Below are 22,928 nucleotides of genomic sequence, written 5' to 3'. Positions count from 1 at the left end.
TCTATGAAAACAGGCGTCTGGTGACAGGCGCCTGTTTTCTCATATGCATCCGGCACCAACTTGCATCTAATTAAGCAATTGCTGGCCAAGCCAGAGGTTTGGGCAGATCATTCAGCCGCCGGTATAAAATTTTAGCACGTTCAAGACGGCCTTCCGTCGATTTATCTGGCTTTCGGCGCTCAGTTTCGCCCCAAGGATCAATAATACCTTCCTTGGCAAGATATAGCGCGGTAGCTGCCAGTTCCAGCTCTATAGCGTCTGCGGAAGCTGCCAGTTTTGCAAGTGGTTCTCGATCTGGCGAGCCATTTCCTTCTGTGAAGTTTGCAATATCGAAAACTGAATAAACGCCCCCCCATGATGCTTTTTTTTCAGTTTCTTTGATAAAGCCTAATAGGTTTGCATCACTAGCGAATGCTGCCAAGTCGTCACTGTAAGGACCGTAATGTTTGTATGAGAAAGAGAAATCTTCCTCGAGGCCAGAGGCAACCAATAAGTATGCGACTTTCTGCAAGCGAGTACGCCCAACAATATGCCCGCCAGCATCTTGCACAATAGCTGCTGCCTTTAGTGCTTTTGCTTTAGACATGATGCAATTTCTCCTTCTACAACCTTGGTAATTTCGTCCCGTGCGATTTGATCATCCGGGCTGATATATGCACGAAAAAGTTTAAAATCTTGAAGTGCGGCTACAATAGCAGAGCGCTCTTTCAAATCGATCAGACCATCTGATGTTCGGATGTTTATCCGATCAAGAGGCCCCTTAGACGCTTCGATAGGTTTATATGGTGATCGTGTCGCTTCATCCTTAAGAATGCGAGGGCGATCAATTTCGTTGGTCGCTTTCCATTCGTCAATCTTAACATCTATGGCTTTACAGCAGACATCAATCTTCGACGTTAGAGCCTCTTTATTGCTACTCTTAGGATCCAATTTACTGGATACGAGAGTGCGAATATCAACGCATTTGAATAATTTTCGATCCCTTATGCGACGAGCATATTCGGAAACAACAGAATCTGTACAATCGCACATTAACGAAAGTGCGCCCCAAATTACTGTATCATCGAGCAAAAGTGCTATTTCTACGTTCTCTGGATTGATTGCAAATTTTACAAGCGGGTGGTTCTTAGGCAGTCCGGTAGCTTTGGTGTTTTTTGAGCGAATTAGCTCAACGACGCGAATAAGTAACTCCAAGAATATTTTTTCAACACCACGCGTCGTTTTATGAAAGTATACGGTGGGATAAAGTTGAAAGAGACCAAGAACATAGGCTTCCGCTGCGTATATTGATTTTGGTCCAAGGACCAATGTATCAATTTTACCAGTTTCAACCTCATCGACGCCCACTGAAACGCTCCCTATTTCCAAATTTGCTAAAAGCCATGGAAAATCAATTGCCGAATGTTGAGTGCCGGTCATTAGCCTGTCTCGTCTCGTATAGTCCAATCTGTCCGCGTCAAATTGGCTTGATACGATCGCGTGATGAACGGTTTTTACGCCACCTTTCTGGATAATATCAGCGGTATCATTTGCAATTCCGCTTCCCAACTCATTTAAAACTTCAGTAACTTCACTGTTGCGAATGAGCGTGTCGCTCATATGTTCATGATTCGCCAATTTGAGCTTTAAACGTTTGCCCACTTCTTCAAATGCATGGCTAAATGGTCCGTGTCCCAAGTCATGAACAAGGGCTGCAGCCAATGAAGTTATTTCTTTGCTAGACTGCGGTTCATTCAATTGCTGTCGAATGATTTCCACCAGTTGCCTTGCGGTGTGAAAGACTCCCACACTATGTGCAAACCGAGAGTGGCTAGCTCCTGGATATACCAAGTCTGAGAACCCAAGTTGTTTTACTCTTCGAAGGCGCTGAAATGGTCGAGTCTGCAAGACCTTCCATAAGATTCGCTCTAATTCTGATTTGGATATTGAAAACTCAATGATATCATGCAACGGGTCGCGAATGCGCTGAACAGCCATAGCCCCTCTGTATGTTCTTATTTTGTTCGCCTGCTAAAATCAAATTAAATAATGATGATTCGTTCTATGTTCTCATATGACAATATTACTCGAGCTTCGGCAAGCTGGAGGTCATGTTCTGAATTGTTTCGTCCCTGCAATCCAACATAATCGCTGTGGTTTAATGGAATTCAGCGCTGCATTGCATAGGCGGGCCAGCGGCCACGAAATGCTTTGGCGTCATCAAAACAGAAATTCACCATTCCGCTGATCAATTGGCTGTCGGGGCGCTCGCCAGCCGCAGCTTTAGGCTGCTGCAGACTGATTTTGATTGCCGCCACAGTCAGCTTTTCAACGGGCTGAGGGGTAATGGAGGCGGTTAGCATCGTGTCGATTGCTTCAGGGGTTTCGTCCATATGGTCAAGATAAGCCTGTGCATCGGCGAGCAAACGGGCAGCTACACCCGCCAGCATCTGCGGAGCGCGCAGAAGCTGGCGATAATCGACCAGTGGTGGTTCCATTGATGCCATCAATATATCATCGGTAAGGGGTGGCCGTTCGCCGGGCCTCGGCATGTCGTCAGGCACTACGGCTGGAATGAGATTATCAAACGGCCATGCCTGTTTGAGTTGTGCCACAGTCATATCGGCAATGTTGACGTCGATATCGCGGTTTGTACCATTCGGGCGATAGGGGCAGCGTGTTTTCGTGCAGTTGCTTTGCGAGGTAAATTGCCAGAGTGCATAGTCCTGCCAGTTGCCCTTGGGAAAATGCGGGGCGATATCGGTTTCATAGCGCGCATACCAGAGCGGCAGGCGGGAAAGAACCGGAAATTGAAGCCGGTGATCGGCAATGTATTTTGCCGTGGTGCCGTTGGTGTAGAGCACCGGGTAGCGGCCGGTGCGCAGCTTGATCTGCTCGGCAAAGATCTGGCCATCCTGCAATGACATGAAACGGGTAGGGTCATTGTCCTCGATATCGAGTGCCATCAACTCATCGCTGGTTGGCTCCGCATAATCGATAAAGTGATTTGCCTGTTCGACAGGGTTGCCGGGACGCGCGAGGTGGTAGGAACCCCATTTCAGCCCGAGCGCTTTGGCCAGCGCGCGCCGCGTTTGGTAAAGCTCGCGCGACACCGCATAATTGCGCCAGATACGCCGGCATATCTCCTGATCCTTCACATCGGCGATCCGTCCGCAATGATAGTTGGCGGGCATTCCGTCGGAGCCCTTGTGGATGAAGGCGGCAATGCGCGGGTCCTTGATGATCTCAGGCAGATTGAAGGAATTATGCTCGTAACCGTCAAGCACGATGGCACGGTCCTGATTGGACCAGGGGGTCTGGAATTGCGAGTCCGCACGGGAAGGGGCGCTGGAAAGCAGCGCGGCGACAATGGCAGCAAGGGCAAAAACCTGCGCGCGGATCGTCAAATGGGTATCCCTTCACACCTCGTTGTCTGGCACTTCAGATACAAGAGCGTATGGTCGCTGGTTTATGGTTAAAATGCCGTAAACCATATCCCGCGCATGACAATTTAGGTCCAAGGCCGATTGTCCGGAATGCGGACCGGCAGGCTCAATACATCTAATGACACCAATCCCGAGGTTGCCAAAAAGTGAATTTTCTTACGTTTACGTAAAAATCCACTTGCCTTGCCTTGCCGAGGGTTGCAATGTCCTGACACAACGACCCAGCATCACTGGATGAGGAGACATGTGATCAATGTACCGGGCACCCGTCGAGGAAATCGCACATACTCTCAAGAAAATTGCCGGACTGGATGAAGCCATTGCTGCAGGGCGTTTTGGCGATCTCTCCGATGATCTGGTTGACGCCATTCTGGAAGAAGCAGGCAAGTTCGCCTCAACCCGCGTTGCGCCGCTTCTGGAGGTTGGCGACAAATATGGAACACCGCTGAAAGATGCTGAGGTGACCATGCCTCCCGGCTGGAAAGACGTTTACAGCGACTGGATCGGTGCGGGCTGGAATGGGCTGACGGGCAGGCAAGAGTTTGGCGGGCAGGGCCTGCCGATGATGCTTGCTATAGCGGCGCTCGAAATGTGGAATGCCGGTTCCATAGCCTTTGGCCTTGGCCCAATGCTGACGCTGGGTGCAATCGAGGCGGTTGACGCCCATGCGACGGACGATCTGAAACAAACCTATCTGCCAAAGCTGGTTTCCGGCGAATGGATGGGGACCATGAACCTCACCGAACCGCAGGCGGGTTCCGATGTGGGCGCGCTGCGTTCGCGCGCCGAGCGGGCTGATGATGGCACCTATCGTATTTTTGGCCAGAAGATTTTCATCACCTATGGCGAACATGACCTGACAGACAACATCATCCATCTGGTTCTGGCGCGCCTGCCCGATGCGCCTGCCGGAACCAAGGGCATATCGCTGTTTCTGGTGCCAAAATTCCTGGTGAATGCTGATGGGTCGCTCGGCGCGCGCAACGATGTATTCTGCAGCGGTGTCGAGCACAAGCTGGGCATTCATGGCTCGCCCACCTGCACCATGATCTATGGCGATGGCTTTGCGAAAGATGCAAAGCCCGGCGCCATTGGCTGGCTGATCGGTGAGGAAAACCGTGGGTTAGCCTGCATGTTCACCATGATGAACAATGCGCGGCTTGCCGTGGGCATTCAGGGCGTTGCGGTGGCGGAAGCTGCCTATCAGAAGTCGCTTGGCTACGCGCAGGAGCGCCGCCAGATGCGCGCGCCCGGCTGGACCGGCGAGGGCATGAGCCCGATCATCGAMCACCCGGATGTACAGCGCAATCTCCTGACCATGAAGAGCCTGACCGGTGCTGCCCGCTCCATCTCCTATGCCTGCGCCCATGCGCTGGATATGTCGCATACGGGCTCCGGCGATGATGCGAGGCACTGGGCCGACCGTGCCAATCTGCTGACGCCTGTTGCCAAGGCCTTTTCCACCGATGTGGGCGTGGATGTTGCCTCCATTGGCATCCAGATCCATGGCGGCATGGGCTTTATCGAGGAAACCGGCGCTGCACAGCTTCTGCGCGATGCGCGCATTGCGCCGATCTATGAGGGCACCAATGGTATTCAGGCCATTGATCTTGTCCAGCGCAAGCTGCCGCTTGGTGGCGGCAATCATGTCAGGGATTACATCGCTGAGTTGCGCAAAGTCGCTGAGGCCGTATCTGCCAGCAACAGCACTGATTTTGGCCAGACGGGCGACCGATTGCAGGCTGGCCTTGACGATCTCGAAGCCGCAACGCTCTGGCTGCAAAAGGCGCTTGCCGATGGCAAAGTCAGTGATGCGCTGGCTGGCGCGACGCCGTATCTGCGCCTTTTCGGCCTTGCCGCCGGGGCGACCTATCTCGCCAAGGGCGCGCTCGGCGGCAACAATACCGGACGCACGGCTCTGGCGCGGTTCTTTGCGGAAAATCTTTTGAACGAAACCTCGGCGCTGAAAGATCGCGTCCTCACCGGTGCACCAAGTCTGCTTGGCGCCCGCGCTGCTCTTCAATAAGGAAACACCATGTCAGACCATATTTTGATCGAGCGCCATGGCGCCGTCCAGACCATCCGGATGTTCAGGGCCGACAAGAAGAATGCGCTGACCCGCGCCATGTATGCGACGATGACCAAGGCGCTGGTGGAAGGTGATGCGGACCCGGAAATCCGCACCCATGTCTTCTTCGGTGTGCCGGGTGCCTTCTCCTCGGGCAATGATCTGCAGGATTTCATGGCTTTTGCCACGTCGGGCACCATGGGCACCGAGGTTTTTGATTTTCTTCTTGCGCTGGCCAATGGCAAAAAGCCAATTGTCGCCGGTGTGGATGGCCTTGCCATCGGTATCGGCACAACGCTGAATTTCCATTGCGACCTGACATTTGCCACACCGCAATCCCTGTTCAAGACACCCTTTGTTGATCTGGGTCTGGTGCCTGAGGCTGGCTCAAGCCTGCTTGGACCAGCCCTGATGGGCCGTCAGCAGGCTTTTGCCTTTTTGGCCGTGGGTAACGGATTGAGTGCGGCAGAAGCCAAGGAAGTTGGCCTCGTCTACAAGATTGTTGAAGCGGACCAGCTGGAAAGTACAGTTCTGGCGGTTGCCACGGAAATTGCCGCCAAGCCGCCGGAAGCCATGCAAATTTCGCGCGATCTCCTGCGGATGCCGCGCGCCGAGACTGTCGAGCGCATCAAGCTGGAAGCCGGGCATTTTGCCGAACGGCTCCAGTCTGAAGAGGCACGCAACGCCCTGATGGCTTTTCTCACCCGCAAAAAGGGCTGAGCAAGCCCTTACGGATAAAGCCGCGTCTTGCTGTCCCAGTCGCTTTCAGGCGTCTCACGGCTGAAGACCACCCGGTCGTGCAGACGGAAAGGCCGGTCGTGCCAGAATTCGATTGAAGTCGGGCGAATGCGGAAACCGGACCAATGGGCTGGACGCGGTATGTTGCCGATGGCGTAGCGGGCAGTGTATTCCGCGACGGCTTTCTCCAACGCAAAACGGCTTTCGAGCGGCCGCGATTGCCTGGAAGCCCATGCCCCGATACGGCTGCCGCGCGGCCGTGTGGCATAATAGGCATCGGCCTCGGCGTCGCTGACGATTTCCACAGGGCCGCGTATGCGCACTTGACGGCGCAGCGTTTTCCAATGAAAACACATGGCAGCTTTCATTGAGCCAAGTATTTCCTGACCCTTCTGACTTTCAAAATTTGTATAAAAAACAAAGCCTTGTTCGTCAAAATCTTTGAGAAGAACCATGCGAACATCAGGCAGGCCATCACCATCGACCGTTGCCAGCGCGACAGCATTGGGATCATTCTGCTCTGTTTTGGTGGCGTCCTTCAGCCATTCGTCGAAGAGCGCGAAGGGTTCGTTTTTTTCCGTGAAGTCATCGGTTGTTAACTTCATTTCACCCATAGTCATTGCTGGTTGACCTTGTTAAAGAGAGATATGCGTTTGGCACTGGCAATACCAGATATCAGGAACCTTGGGGCGAAAATTTCGGTGCGGACAGCGCCGGTCGCCGCTGTTTTTGCACTTTGCCTTCTCTCCGGTTGCGCCATGAAAAGCTTCAGCATTGAGAGTGCGGTGCCTGACAAGGCGACTGTGACAGGCTCGGTTGCTCCGGTACCACCGGTCGATGCCAAGGGTGCTGCAGACCAGTCTACCGTCCGCAATATTGTGTCTGCCCTGAACTTCACGCAATGGGGCAACAAGCCGCTGCCCTGGTCCAATCCGGAGACCGGCAGTCAAGGCACGATCACAGCCATTGCCGAGAAAAAGACCGATACGGGCCTTTGCCGCGAATTCCAGACATCGCGCGAATCCTTTGATGGCGTCATGCTCTATAAGGGCGAGACCTGCATGCAGAATGGCGGGCAATGGACATTGAAATCCTTCGCTCCATTGTAATTATCTGCAACTGAATGATATTTTCGATAGAATCGGGTGGTAATTGCAGATTTCTTGACAGAAACTCTGGAATTTCTTCCTATTGATGGGCATATACAGGGCAACTCCCAACGCACTTCCGTTTATGCCAGTGGAAAGGCACACACATGCGCGATCCCTATACCGTGCTGGGCGTCGCCAAGACGGCGAAGCCTGAAGAAATCAAATCGGCGTTTCGCAAGCTCGCCAAAAAGTATCATCCTGACCAAAATCAGGATGACCCGAAGGCGCAGGCAAATTTCTCTGAAATCAACCAGGCCTATGAAATCATCGGCGACAAGGAACGCCGTGGTCAATTCGACCGTGGCGAGATTGATGCCGAAGGCAAGCAGCGCGCCCCGCAGGGCTTTGAAGGCTTCTCCGGTGGCGGTGGTGATCCGTTTGCCGGTTTCGGCAATGCACGCGGCGCGCGCTCGGGTGGGTTCGACTTCCGCAGCGGCAATGCTGGTTTTGATGCGGAAGATATTCTGAGCAACCTGTTCGGCGAAGGTGCCGGCGGTTTTGCTGGCGGAGCGCGTCGCGGCGGGCCACGCAAGGGCACGGACCTGCAGGCAACGATTGATGTGACGCTCGAACAGGCCGTTGGTGCCGAGAAGGTCGAGGCTGTCTTTCCGAACGGCAAAAGACTGGCGATCAAGCTTCCCGCACAGGTTGAAAACGGTCAAACGATTCGCCTGAAGGGTCAGGGTGAGGCAATTCCGGGCGGAACACCTGGCGATGCGCTGGTTACAATCCGTTTCAAGCCGCATCCGAAGTTCAAAGTGGAAGGCCACGACCTGCATATGGATTTGCCGGTGGCGTTGCGTGATGCGGCGCTGGGTTCGCGTGAGGAAGTTGAGACTTTAAATGGCCGTGTGGCGGTAAAAATCGCGCCTTGGACCAGTTCTGACAGGGTTTTACGGCTGAAAGGCAAGGGTTTGCCGAAGAAGCCGGATGGTCATGGCGATCTTTTTGTTCATGTTCGCGTCATGTTGCCCGAGCATGGTGACGCGGCATTGGAAGCATTTCTGCGCGATTCGAGTCTCTGAAAATCAACGGTTCCCGAAAATCCTTGACGAAACTGACACGATGCTTGAAGCCCGGCGCGGGCTGTGCGATACCGCAAATCAATCATATGTCTTTCGTGAAGGGTTGGTAAATGACCGCCAAAACTGGTTTGATGCAAGGTAAACGCGGACTTATTATGGGCGTTGCCAATAATCGGTCGATCGCCTGGGGCATTGCCAAGGCTGCCCATGATGCCGGTGCCGAACTTGCTTTTACCTATCAGGGTGATGCGCTGAAGAAGCGTGTGGAGCCTCTGGCTCAGGAACTTGGCGCATTTCTTTGCGGCCATTGTGATGTTTCTGATGCCTCGACCATCGACGCGTGTTTTGCGGCGTTGGAAGAAAAGTGGGGCAAAATCGACTTTCTGGTGCATGCCATCGGCTTCTCCGACAAGGATGAACTGACTGGCCGCTATGTCGATACGTCGGAAGCAAATTTCACCAAGACCATGCTGATTTCGGTGTTCTCGCTCACCGCCGTTGCGAAGCGTGCCGAAAAGCTGATGACCGATGGCGGCTCGATCCTGACGCTGACTTATTACGGCGCAGAAAAAGTCATGCCGAATTACAACGTCATGGGTGTCGCCAAGGCAGCGCTGGAAGCCAGTGTGAAATATCTGGCTGTCGATCTTGGTCCGGATAATATCCGCGTCAACGCGATCTCAGCTGGCCCGATCAAGACGCTGGCGGCATCAGGTATTGGCGATTTCCGCTACATCCTTAAATGGAACGAGTACAACGCACCATTGCGCCGTACCGTTACCATCGAAGAAGTTGGCGATGCCGGTCTGTATTTCCTTTCTGATCTGTCGCGCTCGGTAACGGGCGAAATTCACCATGCCGACAGCGGCTATCATGTCGTTGGCATGAAGGCTGTGGACGCACCGGATATCTCTGTCGTCAAGGACTGACCTTAAAGTGCATTTGCCGGACTCGATTGTTTATTTCTCGCGTCACGGCGAGACAGACTGGAACGTGTCCGAACGCATTCAGGGGCAGGAAGACGTCGATATCAATGAGCGCGGCCAGTTGCAGGCCGTGCGCAATGGCGATCTCCTGAAATCATTGATCGGTGAGGGTGCAGGCTTTGACTTTGTCGCCAGCCCCCTGCGCCGCACGCGCGACACGATGGAGCGGATCAGAACACGCATGGGCATTGACCCATGGGCCTACCGCACCGATGACCGCCTTATGGAAGTGAATTTCGGCGAATGGCAGGGCTATATGATGGCGGATATTGAACTCCGCTCGCCCGAAATGGTCGCCGCACGCGCCAGAGACAAATGGAATTTTATTCCACCCGGCCCAACGGCTGAAAGCTATGCAACATTGGCAAAACGGATGGGAAACTGGCTATCGGAAGTCCGGGAGCCGACCGTGTGCGTGACGCATGGTGGCTGTATGCGGACAATTTTTCAGATGGTCGAAGGGCTTGATGGCCACGATGCCGCGAATCTTTCCATCACTCAGGATAAAATTCTGCGCCTTGAAAAGGGCCACCTGACCTGGATGTAACCACCCAGGTCTAAATCATTGCAAACAGATGCTTATTGCACCGTCTCTTCAATATCGGTGATGAAGCGCTCTTTATTGACCAGATCAAACATGATTGTGACCTTCATACCCTTGTCGATGGCGCTGAAATCGAACTCGCCCGGCAGTTTGTAGACCTTGCCATCATCAAGCGTAATGGTCGAATTGACTTCATCGATTTTGGTGATCGTGCCCTGCGCATCGTCGGCGAGCGCGCCGACTGGAAGCAGGGAAGCGACAAACATGAATGTTGCGACGATGAAACGCATTTTGATATCCTCTTTAATCAAAATCTGGTGGCCGATTTGTTGCTCAACTTAAAGCGTCCAACTGTGGCAAAACAATTGCTTTTTTCGTGGCGGAACAAGGAATTTCAGCGGCGGGTTTGACCACAGGCGTAAACGCTCATAAAACCCCCTGACACAACACCGGATACCCTCATGTCGCATAATACTTTCGGTCATCTTTTTCGTGTCACAACCTGGGGTGAAAGCCATGGAATCGCGCTTGGTTGCGTGGTTGACGGCTGCCCCCCCGGCATAAGCTTTAGCGAGGCCGAGATTCAGGCCTATCTCGACAAGCGCAAGCCCGGTCAGTCGAAATACACCACCCAGCGCCGCGAGCCCGATCAGGTAAAAGTCCTGTCCGGCTTCATGCTGCAGGATGACGGTGTGACGATGATTTCAACCGGCACGCCGATTTCGATGATGATCGAGAACACGGACCAGCGCTCCAAGGATTATGGCGATATCGCCCGCCAGTATCGCCCCGGCCACGCGGATTATACCTATGACGTGAAATATGGCATTCGCGATTATCGCGGCGGCGGCCGCTCATCAGCCCGCGAAACCGCAGCGCGCGTAGCCGCCGGTGCCATTGCCCGCAAGGTCGTGCCCGGCCTGATCGTGCGCGGTGCGCTTGTGGGTATGGGTATTCACAGCATCGACCGCGACCGCTGGGATTGGGACGAGGTCAATAACAACCCGTTCTTCACGCCGGACCCCGGCTCTGTCGATGTCTTTGCCGGATATCTCGATGGTATCCGCAAGGCCGGTTCGTCCATTGGTGCAGTTGTCGAGATTGTCGCGGAAAACGTGCCTGCCGGTCTCGGCGCGCCTGTCTATGGCAAGCTTGATCAGGATATTGCCAGCTATCTCATGTCCATCAATGCGGTGAAGGGCGTTGAAATCGGCGACGGTTTCGAATCGGCCAAGCTTAGCGGCGAGGAAAATGCCGACCAGATGCGCATGGACAATCACGGCAAGCCGATTTTCCTGTCGAATCATGCCGGTGGCATTCTCGGCGGCATTTCCAGTGGCGCTCCGGTTGTCGCGCGCTTTGCCGTCAAGCCCACATCATCAATCCTCACCCCGCGCCAGAGTATCGATGCCGATGGCAAGCAGGTGGATGTGATGACCAAGGGCCGCCACGATCCCTGTGTTGGCATCCGCGCTGTACCCATTGGCGAAGCCATGGTTGCCTGCGCAATTGCCGATCATTATCTCAGACATCGCGGCCAGACCGGTCGCATTTAAGCAAGAGGCGCAACAATGGCTTACAATCAAAAACGGGTCGTCGATGCGCTGCGCGCTTTCGAACGCGGTGAAATCGTCGTTGTCATGGATGATGACGGGCGCGAGAACGAAGGCGATCTGATCGTTGCTGCCGTTCACTGCACCCCGGAAAAGATGGCGTTCATCGTGCGCCACACATCAGGCATCGTCTGCACGCCCATGCCGCGCGAACACGCCAAGCGCCTCAACCTCACGCCCATGGTGGCTGAGAACGATGCGCCCCATTCAACCGCCTTCACGGTGACGGTCGACTACAAGCACGGCACCACCACCGGCATTTCCGCCGATGACCGCACCTTGACCGTGCGCAATCTGGCCAATCCCAATGCGGGCGCGACCGACTTTGTGCGTCCCGGTCATATTTTCCCGTTGATCGCGCGCGAGGGCGGCGTGCTGATGCGCTCCGGCCATACGGAAGCCGCCGTTGACCTGTGCAAGCTTGCCGGTCTGCCACCCGTCGGCGTCATCTGTGAACTCGTCAATGATGATGGTTCGGTCATGCGCGGCCCGCAAGTTGCCAGCTTTGCTGAAACGCACACATTGCATCAGGTGACGGTGGCTGACCTCATCGCCTATCGCCAGCGCAAGGAAACCCTGATCGAGCGCATCGGCGAATATGAGATCGATACCTGTGCCGGCAAGGCAAAGGCCATCACCTATGCGCTGCCATGGGAGCCGATGCACCATGCGGCCATCGTCTATGGCGATATCCGCGACGGCGAGGATGTGCCTGTTCGCCTGCAGCGCGAGGACATCCTCAGCGACGTGTTCGGCACCCGCAACACGCTCGACAGCATCATGAAGCGCATTGCCGAGGAAAAGCGTGGCGTGATTGTTTATCTGCGCGAAGGTTCCGTCGGCGTTGGCCGTGACGACGACCGCAACCGCGCCACCCTGCAGGAGCGCGAAGCCCACGCCGAAGCCAAGGTCCGCGAAGAAGAATGGCGCCAGATCGGCCTCGGCGCGCAGATTCTAAAAGACCTCGGCATCACCTCAATCCGGCTGCTGTCTTCACGCGAACGGCACTATGTCGGCCTTGAGGGGTTTGGTATCCAGATTACGCGGACGGATATTATCTAGGCTGAGATGGGTTGAGGGGGCTCGATTCTTTTGGTTGATAAGTTGTAAAAACCTCTCGGTGCGTGGTTCGACAGGCTCACCATGAGGGAGAGGGAGCGGCTTCGTGCCACCTATGGATATCAAAAAGCGATTTGGGTTGGCGGTGAAGGAACGACGGGGTGCTCTTGGCATTTCGCAGGAAGAGCTGGCCATGCGAATTGGCGCAGATCAGGCCTATGTCAGCCGCATTGAAGCGGGCCAGATGAATGTCACCCTGGAAACTGCCGAGCAGATTGCGGTGGTACTTCAGTCCGACGTTGCGGAATTGCTTGGTGGTTCGACAGGCTCACCATGAGGGCTTGGGGGGAGTCAAGTTCGGCAATTGTGGAGATTACCTTTGCAGCTTCGCTCTCCCTCATGGTGAGCTTGTCGAACCACGAACCACGAACCATGCAGCTGTGGCGCTCACCCCCCTCTGTCCTGTCGGACATCTCCCCCACAAGGGGGGAGATCAGCTGTTATTACTGCCTTTGCACAATCTGAAACTGTTCCTGTTATGCAAAGGCGTTCATGTCAATGTGATCTCCCCCCTTGTGGGGGAGATGTCCGACAGGACAGAGGGGGGTGATTGCATCCACCAACATTTCAATTGCGGAACATACTCCCCCATCACCACACTCGCTTTCGCGTCTGGCTATTGAATTGATGGCTGCATCAACATCGTGCGTGGTTCGACAAGCTCACCATGAGGGAGAGGGGTGATGAAAGGGAGCCAAGTTCCGCAACCTTTGCGCTGCACCTTTAGCGCTAAACCTTTTTGCGCCCAATCTTTGCGATTAGCGTTGCATCCTCACTCTCCCTCATGGTGAGCCTGTCGAACCACGCACCACGCACCACGACCAACAACCCTGCAACGTCAGCCCCCCTAAACCCGGCGTTCCTTGATCGTGTTCATGACAAAACTGGTCTCGATGGACGCCACACATTTCAGTCGGGCGATCTTTTCCTTTATGAAGCGCTCATACTGTTCCAGCCCGGCGCTCATCACTTTCAGCACATAATCGCGCGAGCCGGTGACGAGGTGGCATTCCAGCACTTCGTCCCAGCCGCGAATAGCTTCCTCGAACATGACGATTTCGTCCTCATGCTGGCGGCTGAGGCGGATCGTGGCGATGGCTGCCATGGTCCAGCCTTCAATCACGGGATCGATCAGCGCCGTATAGCCCCGGATGATTCCGGCTTCCTCCATGCGCCGCAAACGCCGCAGGCAGGGCGAGGGCGACAGCCCGACGCGCTCGGCCAGTTCGTTGTTGGTGATCCGCGCGTCCGCCTGCAATTCCTTCAAAATGCGTCTGTCAGTCTCGTCAGCAATTTTCTGCGTCATATCTTTTCATTCTTGGCAATTGTTTGCCGCAATCAATGCAATTTGATCACAAAAAGCAAGGATTGATCACTGCATTTGATATAATTTGCTTAAGACACTCCATCTCTCATACCCAAGATTCGCCCAAGGAGATTCGCATGGCCGCTCCCCATCCGTACAAGACCCACATCGGCAACCACAAATTGCATCCCGAAACATTGATGCTCAATTATGGTTTTGATCCTGAATTGTCGGAAGGCGCGGTAAAACCGCCTGTTTTTCTGACCTCGACTTTTGTGTTCAAGAACGCCGAGGAAGGCCGCGACTTTTTCGATTTCGTCTCTGGCCGCAAGGAACCGCCGGCGGGCGTCGGCGCCGGTCTTGTTTATTCGCGTTTCAACCATCCCAACAGCGAGATCGTCGAGGATCGTCTGGCCGTCTATGAGCGTACGGAAAGCTGCGCCCTGTTCTCCTCCGGCATGTCGGCGATTGCCACGACACTGCTGGCGTTTGTGCGCCCCGGCGATGCGGTGCTGCATTCGCAACCGCTTTACGGCGGCACGGAAACGCTGCTGGCCAAGACGTTCCTCAACATGGGCGTGGCGGCAGTCGGCTTTGCCGATGGGGTCAACGAAGCCACCGTGCAGGCAGCCGCCGACCAAGCCATGACCAAGGGACGCGTTTCCATCATTCTCATCGAAACACCTGCCAACCCCACCAACAGTCTGGTGGATGTGGCGATGATCCGTAGGGTTGCCGATGCGATCGGCGAAAAGCAGGGGCACACACCCGTCATCGCCTGTGACAACACCTTGCTCGGGCCAGTGTTCCAGCGCCCCATCGAGCATGGTGCCGACATCTCGCTCTATTCGTTGACCAAATATGTCGGCGGCCATTCCGATCTCATTGCCGGTGCTGCGCTTGGATCGAAAGTCGTGATGAAACAGGTCAAGGCGCTGCGCGGTGCCATCGGCACCCAGCTTGATCCGCATTCCTGCTGGATGCTGGGCCGCTCGCTGGAAACGCTAAGCATCCGCATGGAAAAGGCCAACAACAATGCGCTGGCCATCGCCGATTTCCTGCGCGATCATCCGAAAGTGGAAAAGATCCACTATCTGCCCTACCACGATGCAAACTCGCCGCTCGGCCGCACATTTGCCGCGCAATGCACGGGGGCCGGTTCAACTTTCTCCTTTGATATCAAGGGCGGCCAGCCCGCAGCCTTCAAATTCCTCAATGCGCTGCAAATCCTCAAACTGGCGGTCAGCCTCGGCGGAACAGAATCCCTTGCCAGCCATCCTGCTACCATGACCCATTCAGGCGTGCCTGTGGATGTCAGGCAGAAGATCGGCGTTCTGGATTCGACCATCCGGCTGTCCATCGGCATTGAACATCCGGATGATCTGATCGCGGACCTCACTCAGGCTTTGAGTGAGGCTTAAGGCGGGGTATCCCGTCATTCCAGCGGGAAGGGCGTGGATTCCCAGTATTTCGATAGTTTGAGGTTTTTGATCGTCTTGGCCTCCAGTTCATGCAGGCATTTGGCCACTTCTGCCCGGTCCTCGGCAATGAGGGCCGGACAGAGCGAGGGGTAATGAGCTTCCAGACTCAGCCGCATTCCCTCTCGTTTTTCGATGATATGTCTTGCCGTTTCAAAGTCGCCCATGGCCGCTGCCAGCAGGAACCGCGCATAATACATGAACTCGAATGGGGTGAGATTATTCTCGGGGCGTTGGGCAAAAGCCATCATCTGCTCGAAGGTGGTCATCTCACGCAATGGCTCCAGCGAAGCCTCGATAAAGCGCAGCATCAGCTCGATATTTTCAGGGTAGCGGGTATCCCATTTGCCAAAGCGGGGATCATTTCTCCTTTTATGGATCAGATCGGGATCAGCCTCTTCGAAAGAGAGATAGATTAAATGGTCTCCCCATCCGATGCCTTGAGTGGTCGATCCGCTGTATGTGAGACAGACGCTGGTGGCTGGAACGAAGATGTGACGATCGCCGCTGCGATCAATAAAGACGCCACGAACGAAATGTCGCACTGGCGTCAATATAAGGTATCGCCCGACCAGCGCTAAATCAGCATGGCGCGCGAGGAGCGGTTGGATGATTTCTTTGACTTGCGTGATCGTGGTCATTTGGACACCTCAAGTTCCAGCGGGAAGGGTGTCGGTTCCCAGAACTTCTCCAGCTTGTATGCCTTGATCGTCTGGGCTTCCCATGCGTGCAGGATTTTTGCAATTTCCGCGCGATCTCTGGCTAGCAGTGCGGGATAGAAAGACGGTGCCAAATATGCGAGATAAAATTGCATATCGGGCAACGGCTCAACGATAGATTGAGCAAGGTCGAAATCGCCAACTGCCGTTGCAATCAGCATTTCAAAGAAACGATCCCTGTCATAATAATCACCCGAAGCGCGATATCGTTCGGTCAATACCCGATAATGATCGAACGTCTTCGTGGAGCGCAGTCTCGGAAGAATTTTATCTTCGAGCAAATCAAAAAACCGTTGGACGGCGTCGGGATTCGTAGCGTCCCAAAAGCCCCTTCCGGGGTCAGTAAGGTAATCACCTCGACCCAGATAGCCGGCGTCACTCGGTGGTATGAGGATATCGACCACGGTTCTTGGGTTAAACATCTCGGGTGTTCGACAGTAGTCCAGGTAAATTCCGCGCCGAAGGTGATGAATGGGTCCAACGACCATGAAACGGCCCACCATTGCCAGATCGCTATGACGTTCAAGCAACGGTTTTACCATTTTGCGAATTTGCGCCCCGGTCGTCATTGGGTCGCCTCGCGTTCCAGCGGGAAGGGCGTGGATTCCCAGTATTTCGATAGTTTGAGGTTTTTGATCGTCTTGGCTTCCAGTTCATGCAGGCATTTGGCCACTTCTGCCCGGTCCTCGGCAATGAGGGCCGGACAGAGTGAGGGGTAATGAGCTTCCAGACTCAGCCGCATTCCCTCTCGTTTTTCGATGATATGTCTTGCGGTTTCAAAGTCGCCAATGGCCGCTGCCAGCAGGAACCGCGCATAATACATGAACTCGAATGGGGTGAGATTATTCTCGGGGCGTTGGGCAAAAGCCGTCATCTGCTCGAAGGTGGTCATCTCACGCAGTGGCTCCAACGAAGCCTCGATAAAGCGCAGCATCAACTCGATATTTTCAGGGTAGCGGGTATCCCATTTGCCGAAGCGGGGATCATTTCTCCTTTTATAGAACAGATCGGGATCAGCTTCTTCGAAAGAGAGATAGATTAAATGGTCTCCCCATCCGATACCCTGAGTGGCATCTCCATCAAATGTGAGGCAGACACTCGTGGCAGGGACGAAAATGTTCCGATCACCACTGGCATCAATCAAGACACCGCGAACGAAATGCCGCACCGGCGTCAGGATAAGGTATCGTCCGACCAACGCTAAATCAGCATGACGTTCGAGGAGGGGTTGGACAGTTTCTTTGACTTGTTTGATTGTAGTCATTCGAATGGTTTCATCCCCATAACAAAAAATTGTGTGCCTTCGCCAAAATATCTTGCGACTGTTCTGCCAATTTCGCCCAAGCGCGGAACTGTGATGTCACTTTCTCCGGTTTTCGCGTCGTAGACGCAGACAAGCTTCTCTGAGGCTCTGTCGTAGACATCCACACGGACGGAGCCCTTCGTGCCGTACTTTACCCATCTTGAAGCGTCTGGACTTGATGGATAGACGCGATCTGAGAGCGAGCCGCTAACTGATTTAAGGAATGATATCTCAGCTCGAAGATTAGGGCTTCCGACGCTTCTAACTTTATCCCTGAGCAAGGAGTGGATTGCAGTGCCGCGAAGAGTCATCGAACCATAATTCGAGACTGGCCCAGCCTCTCGCGTGGCCTCGTTCAACATGTGCTGAACTCGCATGAAGTAAGGACAGTATTTTGCGGCCTCTTCACGGGAAAGCGCAGCAACTGCAGCCCAAGTTTTCGCGTCATCTTTTCCCTTGGTGTATGCCTGCGCGCGAGACGATATAATTGGGACAAGACGGCTATCATTTCCAACGTCCGCAACAAGTTCGTTGTATTCTGCAATATGGCCGCCAATATCATCGGTCCATCGCACTCCATTCAAGATTTCGGTGAGTGTCGCAGCGCCTGGAATCTTGTTCACTAATGGGCGCAGTGCATTTGCCGCACTACCGAATGCATTTGCAGCACCATCTAGCCAGGACGTTCCTGAGGTGCGCCCCTGACTATCATCATGCGCAGTGACAGCGGCCGTCACACCGACGCCCGCACCTCCGCCATCGATCCACCTCCCGCCTTCGCGGGTTCCCGCAGGCTCGCGCGGCTGGTCTGGGTCATACTTTCGCCAGAGGTCGATTTCCGCCTGAAATCGGAGTTCCGCCTCCAGCATCGCCCGCTCGTTTTCAAGCTGGCGATATTGCTTGCTGCGCAGGCTGCTATGCGGCGCTATCTTCAGCGCTTTGAGTTGCAGTTCATTGGCGGAAATGTGCCATCGGAGCCGGAGATTTCTGGAAGAATGTTCACCATGCAATGTCATGAATACTATCCCTTAAAAGGACAATATTCCTATAACAAGCAAGCCATCGTCAATTAGACGTTGGTCGGAATTTTCGACGAAATTTCAGAGATTCTTGCCATCGCCGGTTGAACGTGTCCGAGTTTTGCCACCGGAGAAAGAGGCGCACTCATCTGCCCTTTGCCTCTTGTGCAAAGCGCGGCGTCTGTGCAAATTCTCTCCATGCGACCTTAGGGTTGTGCTGATATCCATTCACAGTTGCAGAAAGCCGATATGGTCACCCGTCTTTATTCGCACCCGATCTATCTGGAACATCTAACGCCTGTCGGTCACCCTGAACGGCCGGACCGCTTGCGTGCGCTTACCAAGGTTTTGGAGGACAGTGCTTTTGATGCGCTGGATCGTACGCTGTCGCCACTGGGCGATGAAGCGACCATACTTTATGCGCACCCCGAGCATTTCGTCGAGCGGGTGCGCCAGGCTGTGCCGGAGGAGGGAATGACCCGCGTCGATGCGGATACATCCGTCAGTCCGAAGAGCTGGGAAGCGGCGCTCACCGCCATAGGTGCGGCCAATGCGGCTGTTGATGATGTGTTTGCGGGCCGGGCGGATAATGTTTTTGTGGCGTCGCGTCCGCCGGGCCATCATGCGGAGCGCAACCGCGCCATGGGGTTCTGCCTGTTCAACAACGCAGCCATCGCCGCTCGCCACGCGCAGAAGGCGCATGGGGCTGAGCGCGTTGCTATTGTTGATTGGGATGTGCATCACGGCAATGGCACGCAGGATATTTTCTGGGACGATCCGTCGGTGCTTTATTGCTCCACGCACCAGATGCCGCTTTATCCCGGCACGGGGGCCAAGGATGAAACCGGTGCGGGCAATATCGTCAATGCACCATTGGCGCCGCAGACCGGAAGCGAGCACTTTCGCGAGGCGTTCAACACGCGTGTTTTGCCTTCCATCGACAGTTTCAAACCGGATCTGATCATCATTTCGGCCGGTTTTGATGCGCATCATCGCGATCCACTGGCCGAGATCAATCTGGACGAAGATGATTTTGACTGGGCGACCGGCGTTTTGCTGGAAAGAGCTGGGAAGTATGCGTCGAACCGGGTTGTCAGCCTGCTGGAAGGCGGCTACGACCTCAAGGGCATGTCGCTCTCCGCAGGCGCACATATCAAACGTTTGATGAAAGGTTGAAACCATGGCCGATGTACAACCCAACTCCGATATCGCCGCCATGAGTTTTGAGCAGGCGCTCGATCAACTGGAAAAGATTGTGGATGATCTGGAGCGCGGCGATGTGCCGCTTGAGCAGTCCATCCGCATTTATGAACGCGGCGAAGCCCTGAAAAAACATTGCGATACGCTGCTGCGTGCCGCTGAGGACAAGGTTGAGAAGATCAGGCTGGGCCGCGATGGCCAGCCCGTCGGCACCGAGCCGCTCGACCCGGAATAGGCACGGCTGTTCAGGTAAGCTGCGAGACGCTATGATGCGGCTCCAATAGGTTGGAGCAGCATTGATGAGCTTTTTCCCCGGCAATGATCCGCACCCCGGCGACACGACAGCCGTTGATTCGATTGAAACGCTCATCATTCCACGCACCAGCGATATTGGTGGCTTTCAGGTTCGCCGCGCCCTGCCGACGGCAAAGCGGCGGCTGGTCGGACCGTTCATTTTCTTCGACCGCATGGGCCCTGCGATCCTGCGCCCTGATGATGCGCTGGATGTGCGCCCGCATCCGCATATCGGATTGTCGACAGTGACCTATCTCTTCGACGGCAATATCCGTCACCGCGACAGTCTTGGGACCGAAATGGTCATCCGTCCGGGCGATGTTAATCTGATGACGGCGGGACGCGGTATCGTCCATTCCGAACGCTCGCCTGAGGAGTTGCGCACCCAGCCTTTGCCCATATCCGGTTTGCAGACATGGCTGGCGCTGCCCGATCATCTGGAAGAAATCGACCCGACCTTCGCCAATACGGCGGCGGGGGAATTGCCTGTTCTGCATGAGGCCGGAATGGAAGCCCGTGTGGTCATGGGCGCGTTTCATGGGGCGGGATCGTCCGTCAAACAGCATGCGGAAACGCTCTATGTCGACATCCGCCTGCAACCGGGTGGGCATATCCAGATACCAGCGAATGCCGCCGAGGAACGGGCGATCTATACGCTGGATGGATCGGTTGAGATATCGGGCGAGAGTTTTCCTGCCGACCGCCTGCTGGCTTTCAGAACTGGCGATGAAATTGTCATATCCGCACCGCAAGGTGCGCATTTCATGCTGTTCGGCGGTGCAACCATGCCATCGAAGCGCTATATCTGGTGGAATTTCGTTTCGTCTTCAAAAGAGCGGATTGAGCAGGCCAAGGAAGAATGGCGCTCGGGCCGCTTTGATATCGTACCGGGTGATGAGGAAGAGTTCATACCCCTGCCTGAAAATTGACATGGGTAAGGAGAAAGCTGCACTTCTTGCTGCTTGCCCCGAATTCATCTAGGAAACCGCAAGAAGTGACCCTGGAACTGGAACCTGTGCTTTGGCGAAGAAACTGGAAACACCGCTGCTTGATCGCGTCATAATCCCCTCGGATTTACGCGCCCTGCCGGAATCGGATCTGCCTGAGCTGGCACAGGAGTTGCGGGCGGAACTGGTGGATGCTGTTTCAACCACCGGCGGTCATCTCGGTGCGGGTCTGGGTGTGGTGGAACTCACCGTTGCCTTGCACCATGTTTTTGATACGCCTCATGATCGGATCATCTGGGATGTCGGCCATCAGGCCTATCCGCACAAGATATTGACTGGCCGCCGTGACCGTATCCGCACCTTGCGGCAGGAGGGCGGTCTCTCAGGGTTCACCAAGCGCAGCGAAAGCGCATATGATCCATTCGGTGCAGCGCATTCCTCCACGTCGATTTCCGCTGGTCTCGGTATGGCGGTTGCCAGCAAGCTCTCGGGCCAAAAGCGCAATGTGATCTCGGTTATTGGTGATGGCGCCATGTCTGCGGGCATGGCCTATGAGGCGATGAACAATGCCGGAGCGCTCGACGCGCGGCTGATCGTCATCCTCAACGACAATGATATGTCGATTGCTCCGCCCACAGGCGCCATGAGCGCCTATCTGGCGCGGCTGGTATCGGGGCGGACCTATCGCTCCATCCGCGAGACGGCCAAGCAACTCGCCAAGAAACTGCCGAAATTCCTGCAGGAAAAGGCGCGGCTTTCGGAGGAATATGTGCGCGGGTTCTGGACCGGCGGCACCATGTTCGAAGAGCTTGGCTTTTACTATGTCGGGCCTATCGATGGGCATAATCTTGACCATCTTTTGCCTGTTCTGAAAAATGTCCGCGATACGATGAATGGCCCCGTGCTCGTGCATGTCGTCACGCAAAAAGGCAAAGGCTATGCCCCGGCGGAAGCCGCCGCCGACAAATATCACGGCGTCAACAAGTTCGATGTCATCACCGGCGCGCAGGCCAAACCACCCGCCAATGCACCAAGCTATACCAAGATTTTCGCAACCAGCCTGATCGAGGAAGCGCGCCACGACGACAAGATTGTTGCCGTGACTGCCGCCATGCCGGGCGGAACCGGGCTTGATCTCTTTGGTGAAGTCTTTCCTGACAGGGTGTTTGATGTCGGCATTGCTGAACAGCATGCGGTGACCTTTGCCGCAGGTCTTGCAACGGAAGGCTTCAAGCCGTTCGCTGCGATCTATTCCACTTTCCTGCAACGCGGCTACGATCAGGTCGTGCACGACGTTTCCCTGCAAAACCTGCCTGTGCGTTTCCCCATTGATCGGGCCGGGCTGGTCGGTGCTGACGGTGCCACCCATGCGGGTTCGTTTGATACGGGCTTCCTTGCGGCATTGCCGGGCTTTGTCGTCATGGCCGCATCGGATGAAGCGGAACTGCGCCATATGGTGCGCACGGCTGCGGACTACGACGAAGGCCCGATTTCCTTCCGCTATCCTCGCGGTGATGGCGTTGGCATTGATCTGCCGGAACGCGGTGAAATATTGCAGATCGGCAAGGGCCGGATCATCCGCGAGGGTTCCAAGGTCGCGCTTCTATCCTTTGGCACGCGCCTGCAGGAATGTCTGGCCGCCGCCGATGAACTTGATGCGGCGGGACTTTCGACAACCGTTGCCGATGCCCGTTTTGCCAAGCCACTGGATGAGGACATGATCCGCCGTCTGGCGCGCGAGCATGAGGTTCTGGTGACGGTGGAAGAGGGCGCTATCGGCGGCTTTGCTTCCCACGTCCTGCATTTCCTCAGCCGCGATGGCCTGCTGGACCATGGCTTGCGGGTTCGCACGCTGACGCTGCCAGACCTTTACCTTGACCATGCCAAGCCGGAGGCCATGTATGCACGCTCAGGGCTGGATCGGGCGGGCATTGTTCAGACCGTATTTGCAGCGCTTGGCCGCAACACGCTGGCCGCTCCGGCGCGCGCATAA

24 protein-coding genes are annotated in these 22,928 nt (G+C 55.1%); 14 read left to right on the top strand and 10 right to left on the bottom strand.

Translation table 11 applies throughout. The features are described from left to right. Positions 1-70: 70 nt before the first annotated feature. The 3 genes from AB4Y96_RS00310 to AB4Y96_RS00300 form a co-directional block, all read right to left on the bottom strand. Positions 71-586 (bottom strand): hypothetical protein, encoded by a 516-nt coding sequence (locus tag AB4Y96_RS00310; protein WP_441914906.1) that lies wholly within the window; start codon positions 584-586, stop codon positions 71-73. Continuing rightward, positions 565-1,977 carry an HD domain-containing protein gene (locus AB4Y96_RS00305; RefSeq protein WP_441914904.1) on the bottom strand — a complete coding sequence of 471 codons (1,413 nt, stop codon included), beginning with the start codon at positions 1,975-1,977 and terminating at the stop codon, positions 565-567. The genes AB4Y96_RS00310 and AB4Y96_RS00305 overlap by 22 nt, the downstream gene beginning before the upstream one ends. A gap of 170 nt (positions 1,978-2,147) precedes the next feature. Further along, positions 2,148-3,386 (bottom strand): glycoside hydrolase family 25 protein, encoded by a 1,239-nt coding sequence (locus tag AB4Y96_RS00300; protein WP_441914903.1) that lies wholly within the window; start codon positions 3,384-3,386, stop codon positions 2,148-2,150. 292 nt (positions 3,387-3,678) lie between these two features. Between AB4Y96_RS00300 and AB4Y96_RS00295 the strand changes: the two genes are divergently transcribed. Together AB4Y96_RS00295 and AB4Y96_RS00290 are read left to right on the top strand one after the other, a co-directional pair. Next, on the top strand, positions 3,679-5,451 hold the full coding sequence (locus AB4Y96_RS00295) for an acyl-CoA dehydrogenase family protein (RefSeq protein WP_441914901.1): 1,773 nt from the start codon (positions 3,679-3,681) through the stop codon (positions 5,449-5,451). 9 nt (positions 5,452-5,460) lie between these two features. Further along, a complete protein-coding gene (locus AB4Y96_RS00290; protein ID WP_441914900.1) occupies positions 5,461-6,213 on the top strand; it encodes a crotonase/enoyl-CoA hydratase family protein in 753 nt (250 codons plus the stop codon). Between the two features lie 8 nt (positions 6,214-6,221). On the opposite strand, the gene pdxH is transcribed toward AB4Y96_RS00290, so the two are convergent. Further along, on the bottom strand, positions 6,222-6,845 hold the full coding sequence (gene pdxH, locus AB4Y96_RS00285) for a pyridoxamine 5'-phosphate oxidase (RefSeq protein WP_441915257.1): 624 nt from the start codon (positions 6,843-6,845) through the stop codon (positions 6,222-6,224). Positions 6,846-6,878: 33 nt separating this feature from the next. Between pdxH and AB4Y96_RS00280 the strand changes: the two genes are divergently transcribed. The 4 genes from AB4Y96_RS00280 (at position 6,879) to AB4Y96_RS00265 (ending at position 9,940) form a co-directional block, all read left to right on the top strand. Then, the gene (locus AB4Y96_RS00280; protein ID WP_244518347.1) at positions 6,879-7,340 is read left to right on the top strand and encodes an RT0821/Lpp0805 family surface protein; all 462 of its coding nucleotides are present in this window, start codon (positions 6,879-6,881) and stop codon (positions 7,338-7,340) included. 146 nt (positions 7,341-7,486) lie between these two features. Next, positions 7,487-8,407 (top strand): DnaJ C-terminal domain-containing protein, encoded by a 921-nt coding sequence (locus AB4Y96_RS00275; protein ID WP_441914898.1) that lies wholly within the window; start codon positions 7,487-7,489, stop codon positions 8,405-8,407. A 110-nt stretch (positions 8,408-8,517) separates the two neighbouring features. Then, positions 8,518-9,336, top strand: coding sequence for an enoyl-ACP reductase FabI (gene fabI, locus AB4Y96_RS00270; protein ID WP_091880942.1), 819 nt, complete (start codon positions 8,518-8,520; stop codon positions 9,334-9,336). Positions 9,337-9,349: 13 nt separating this feature from the next. Then, entirely contained in the window at positions 9,350-9,940 is a 591-nt protein-coding gene (locus AB4Y96_RS00265; RefSeq protein ID WP_441915255.1) for a histidine phosphatase family protein, read from the top strand. A 32-nt stretch (positions 9,941-9,972) separates the two neighbouring features. Here the strand turns inward: AB4Y96_RS00265 and AB4Y96_RS00260 are convergent, their stop codons facing one another. Continuing rightward, on the bottom strand, positions 9,973-10,227 hold the full coding sequence (locus AB4Y96_RS00260; RefSeq protein ID WP_091880941.1) for a DUF1344 domain-containing protein: 255 nt from the start codon (positions 10,225-10,227) through the stop codon (positions 9,973-9,975). Positions 10,228-10,398: 171 nt separating this feature from the next. Here AB4Y96_RS00260 and aroC point away from each other — a divergent pair, with 171 nt between their 5' ends. From aroC to AB4Y96_RS00245, 3 genes are all read left to right on the top strand, one after another. After that, positions 10,399-11,493, top strand: coding sequence for a chorismate synthase (gene aroC, locus AB4Y96_RS00255; protein ID WP_441914895.1), 1,095 nt, complete (start codon positions 10,399-10,401; stop codon positions 11,491-11,493). A 15-nt stretch (positions 11,494-11,508) separates the two neighbouring features. Further along, positions 11,509-12,612: a 3,4-dihydroxy-2-butanone-4-phosphate synthase gene (ribB, locus tag AB4Y96_RS00250; protein ID WP_091880937.1), complete on the top strand. Its 1,104-nt coding sequence runs from the start codon at positions 11,509-11,511 to the stop codon at positions 12,610-12,612. A 112-nt stretch (positions 12,613-12,724) separates the two neighbouring features. Beyond that, positions 12,725-12,946 (top strand): helix-turn-helix domain-containing protein, encoded by a 222-nt coding sequence (locus AB4Y96_RS00245; RefSeq protein ID WP_441915254.1) that lies wholly within the window; start codon positions 12,725-12,727, stop codon positions 12,944-12,946. 570 nt (positions 12,947-13,516) lie between these two features. On the opposite strand, the gene AB4Y96_RS00240 is transcribed toward AB4Y96_RS00245, so the two are convergent. Beyond that, positions 13,517-13,975, bottom strand: a complete 459-nt coding sequence (locus tag AB4Y96_RS00240; RefSeq protein WP_441914894.1) for an Lrp/AsnC family transcriptional regulator — start codon at positions 13,973-13,975, stop codon at positions 13,517-13,519. A gap of 137 nt (positions 13,976-14,112) precedes the next feature. On the opposite strand from AB4Y96_RS00240, the gene AB4Y96_RS00235 reads away from it, so the two are divergent. Continuing rightward, positions 14,113-15,396, top strand: a complete 1,284-nt coding sequence (locus AB4Y96_RS00235; RefSeq protein WP_441914893.1) for a cystathionine gamma-synthase family protein — start codon at positions 14,113-14,115, stop codon at positions 15,394-15,396. Positions 15,397-15,410: 14 nt separating this feature from the next. On the opposite strand, the gene AB4Y96_RS00230 is transcribed toward AB4Y96_RS00235, so the two are convergent. From AB4Y96_RS00230 to AB4Y96_RS00215, 4 genes are read right to left on the bottom strand one after another with little or no spacing between them, the layout of a single operon-like run. Beyond that, complete coding sequence (locus AB4Y96_RS00230) at positions 15,411-16,094, bottom strand: hypothetical protein (protein WP_441914892.1); 684 nt, start codon at positions 16,092-16,094, stop codon at positions 15,411-15,413. Beyond that, on the bottom strand, positions 16,091-16,741 hold the full coding sequence (locus AB4Y96_RS00225) for a hypothetical protein (protein WP_441914890.1): 651 nt from the start codon (positions 16,739-16,741) through the stop codon (positions 16,091-16,093). The genes AB4Y96_RS00230 and AB4Y96_RS00225 overlap by 4 nt, the downstream gene beginning before the upstream one ends. Continuing rightward, the gene (locus AB4Y96_RS00220; RefSeq protein WP_441914889.1) at positions 16,738-17,436 is read right to left on the bottom strand and encodes a hypothetical protein; all 699 of its coding nucleotides are present in this window, start codon (positions 17,434-17,436) and stop codon (positions 16,738-16,740) included. The genes AB4Y96_RS00225 and AB4Y96_RS00220 overlap by 4 nt, the downstream gene beginning before the upstream one ends. Then, on the bottom strand, positions 17,433-18,491 hold the full coding sequence (locus AB4Y96_RS00215) for a hypothetical protein (RefSeq protein WP_441914887.1): 1,059 nt from the start codon (positions 18,489-18,491) through the stop codon (positions 17,433-17,435). Before AB4Y96_RS00215 ends, AB4Y96_RS00220 begins: the two co-directional genes overlap by 4 nt. Positions 18,492-18,743: 252 nt before the next feature. Here AB4Y96_RS00215 and AB4Y96_RS00210 point away from each other — a divergent pair, with 252 nt between their 5' ends. The 4 genes from AB4Y96_RS00210 (at position 18,744) to dxs (ending at position 22,928) form a co-directional block, all read left to right on the top strand. Continuing rightward, positions 18,744-19,670, top strand: coding sequence for a histone deacetylase family protein (locus tag AB4Y96_RS00210; RefSeq protein WP_091880921.1), 927 nt, complete (start codon positions 18,744-18,746; stop codon positions 19,668-19,670). Between the two features lie 4 nt (positions 19,671-19,674). Beyond that, a complete protein-coding gene (locus AB4Y96_RS00205) occupies positions 19,675-19,929 on the top strand; it encodes an exodeoxyribonuclease VII small subunit (protein ID WP_091880920.1) in 255 nt (84 codons plus the stop codon). A 64-nt stretch (positions 19,930-19,993) separates the two neighbouring features. After that, complete coding sequence (locus AB4Y96_RS00200; protein ID WP_091880918.1) at positions 19,994-20,917, top strand: pirin family protein; 924 nt, start codon at positions 19,994-19,996, stop codon at positions 20,915-20,917. Between the two features lie 91 nt (positions 20,918-21,008). After that, entirely contained in the window at positions 21,009-22,928 is a 1,920-nt protein-coding gene (gene dxs / locus AB4Y96_RS00195; protein ID WP_441914885.1) for a 1-deoxy-D-xylulose-5-phosphate synthase, read from the top strand.

The organism is Phyllobacterium sp. TAF24, assembly GCF_052113785.1.
In the GTDB taxonomy this organism is placed as follows: Bacteria; Pseudomonadota; Alphaproteobacteria; order Rhizobiales; family Rhizobiaceae; genus Phyllobacterium.
The sequence above is the reverse complement of the archived record's forward strand: the minus strand, read 5'-3'. Positions and strand labels throughout refer to the sequence as shown.

Coding starts and splice junctions, on each gene's coding strand:
- AB4Y96_RS00290 (WP_441914900.1), top strand. CDS start 5,461: ATGTCAGACCATATTTTGATCGAGCGCCATGGCGCCGTCCAGACCATC.
- AB4Y96_RS00305 (WP_441914904.1), bottom strand. CDS start 1,977: ATGGCTGTTCAGCGCATTCGCGACCCGTTGCATGATATCATTGAGTTT.
- AB4Y96_RS00260 (WP_091880941.1), bottom strand. CDS start 10,227: ATGCGTTTCATCGTCGCAACATTCATGTTTGTCGCTTCCCTGCTTCCA.
- AB4Y96_RS00210 (WP_091880921.1), top strand. CDS start 18,744: ATGGTCACCCGTCTTTATTCGCACCCGATCTATCTGGAACATCTAACG.
- AB4Y96_RS00205 (WP_091880920.1), top strand. CDS start 19,675: ATGGCCGATGTACAACCCAACTCCGATATCGCCGCCATGAGTTTTGAG.
- AB4Y96_RS00215 (WP_441914887.1), bottom strand. CDS start 18,491: ATGACATTGCATGGTGAACATTCTTCCAGAAATCTCCGGCTCCGATGG.
- AB4Y96_RS00240 (WP_441914894.1), bottom strand. CDS start 13,975: ATGACGCAGAAAATTGCTGACGAGACTGACAGACGCATTTTGAAGGAA.
- AB4Y96_RS00275 (WP_441914898.1), top strand. CDS start 7,487: ATGCGCGATCCCTATACCGTGCTGGGCGTCGCCAAGACGGCGAAGCCT.
- pdxH (WP_441915257.1), bottom strand. CDS start 6,845: ATGGGTGAAATGAAGTTAACAACCGATGACTTCACGGAAAAAAACGAA.
- AB4Y96_RS00200 (WP_091880918.1), top strand. CDS start 19,994: ATGAGCTTTTTCCCCGGCAATGATCCGCACCCCGGCGACACGACAGCC.
- ribB (WP_091880937.1), top strand. CDS start 11,509: ATGGCTTACAATCAAAAACGGGTCGTCGATGCGCTGCGCGCTTTCGAA.
- AB4Y96_RS00245 (WP_441915254.1), top strand. CDS start 12,725: ATGGATATCAAAAAGCGATTTGGGTTGGCGGTGAAGGAACGACGGGGT.
- AB4Y96_RS00280 (WP_244518347.1), top strand. CDS start 6,879: ATGCGTTTGGCACTGGCAATACCAGATATCAGGAACCTTGGGGCGAAA.
- AB4Y96_RS00235 (WP_441914893.1), top strand. CDS start 14,113: ATGGCCGCTCCCCATCCGTACAAGACCCACATCGGCAACCACAAATTG.
- AB4Y96_RS00220 (WP_441914889.1), bottom strand. CDS start 17,436: ATGACTACAATCAAACAAGTCAAAGAAACTGTCCAACCCCTCCTCGAA.
- AB4Y96_RS00310 (WP_441914906.1), bottom strand. CDS start 586: ATGTCTAAAGCAAAAGCACTAAAGGCAGCAGCTATTGTGCAAGATGCT.
- aroC (WP_441914895.1), top strand. CDS start 10,399: ATGTCGCATAATACTTTCGGTCATCTTTTTCGTGTCACAACCTGGGGT.
- fabI (WP_091880942.1), top strand. CDS start 8,518: ATGACCGCCAAAACTGGTTTGATGCAAGGTAAACGCGGACTTATTATG.
- AB4Y96_RS00225 (WP_441914890.1), bottom strand. CDS start 16,741: ATGACGACCGGGGCGCAAATTCGCAAAATGGTAAAACCGTTGCTTGAA.
- AB4Y96_RS00230 (WP_441914892.1), bottom strand. CDS start 16,094: ATGACCACGATCACGCAAGTCAAAGAAATCATCCAACCGCTCCTCGCG.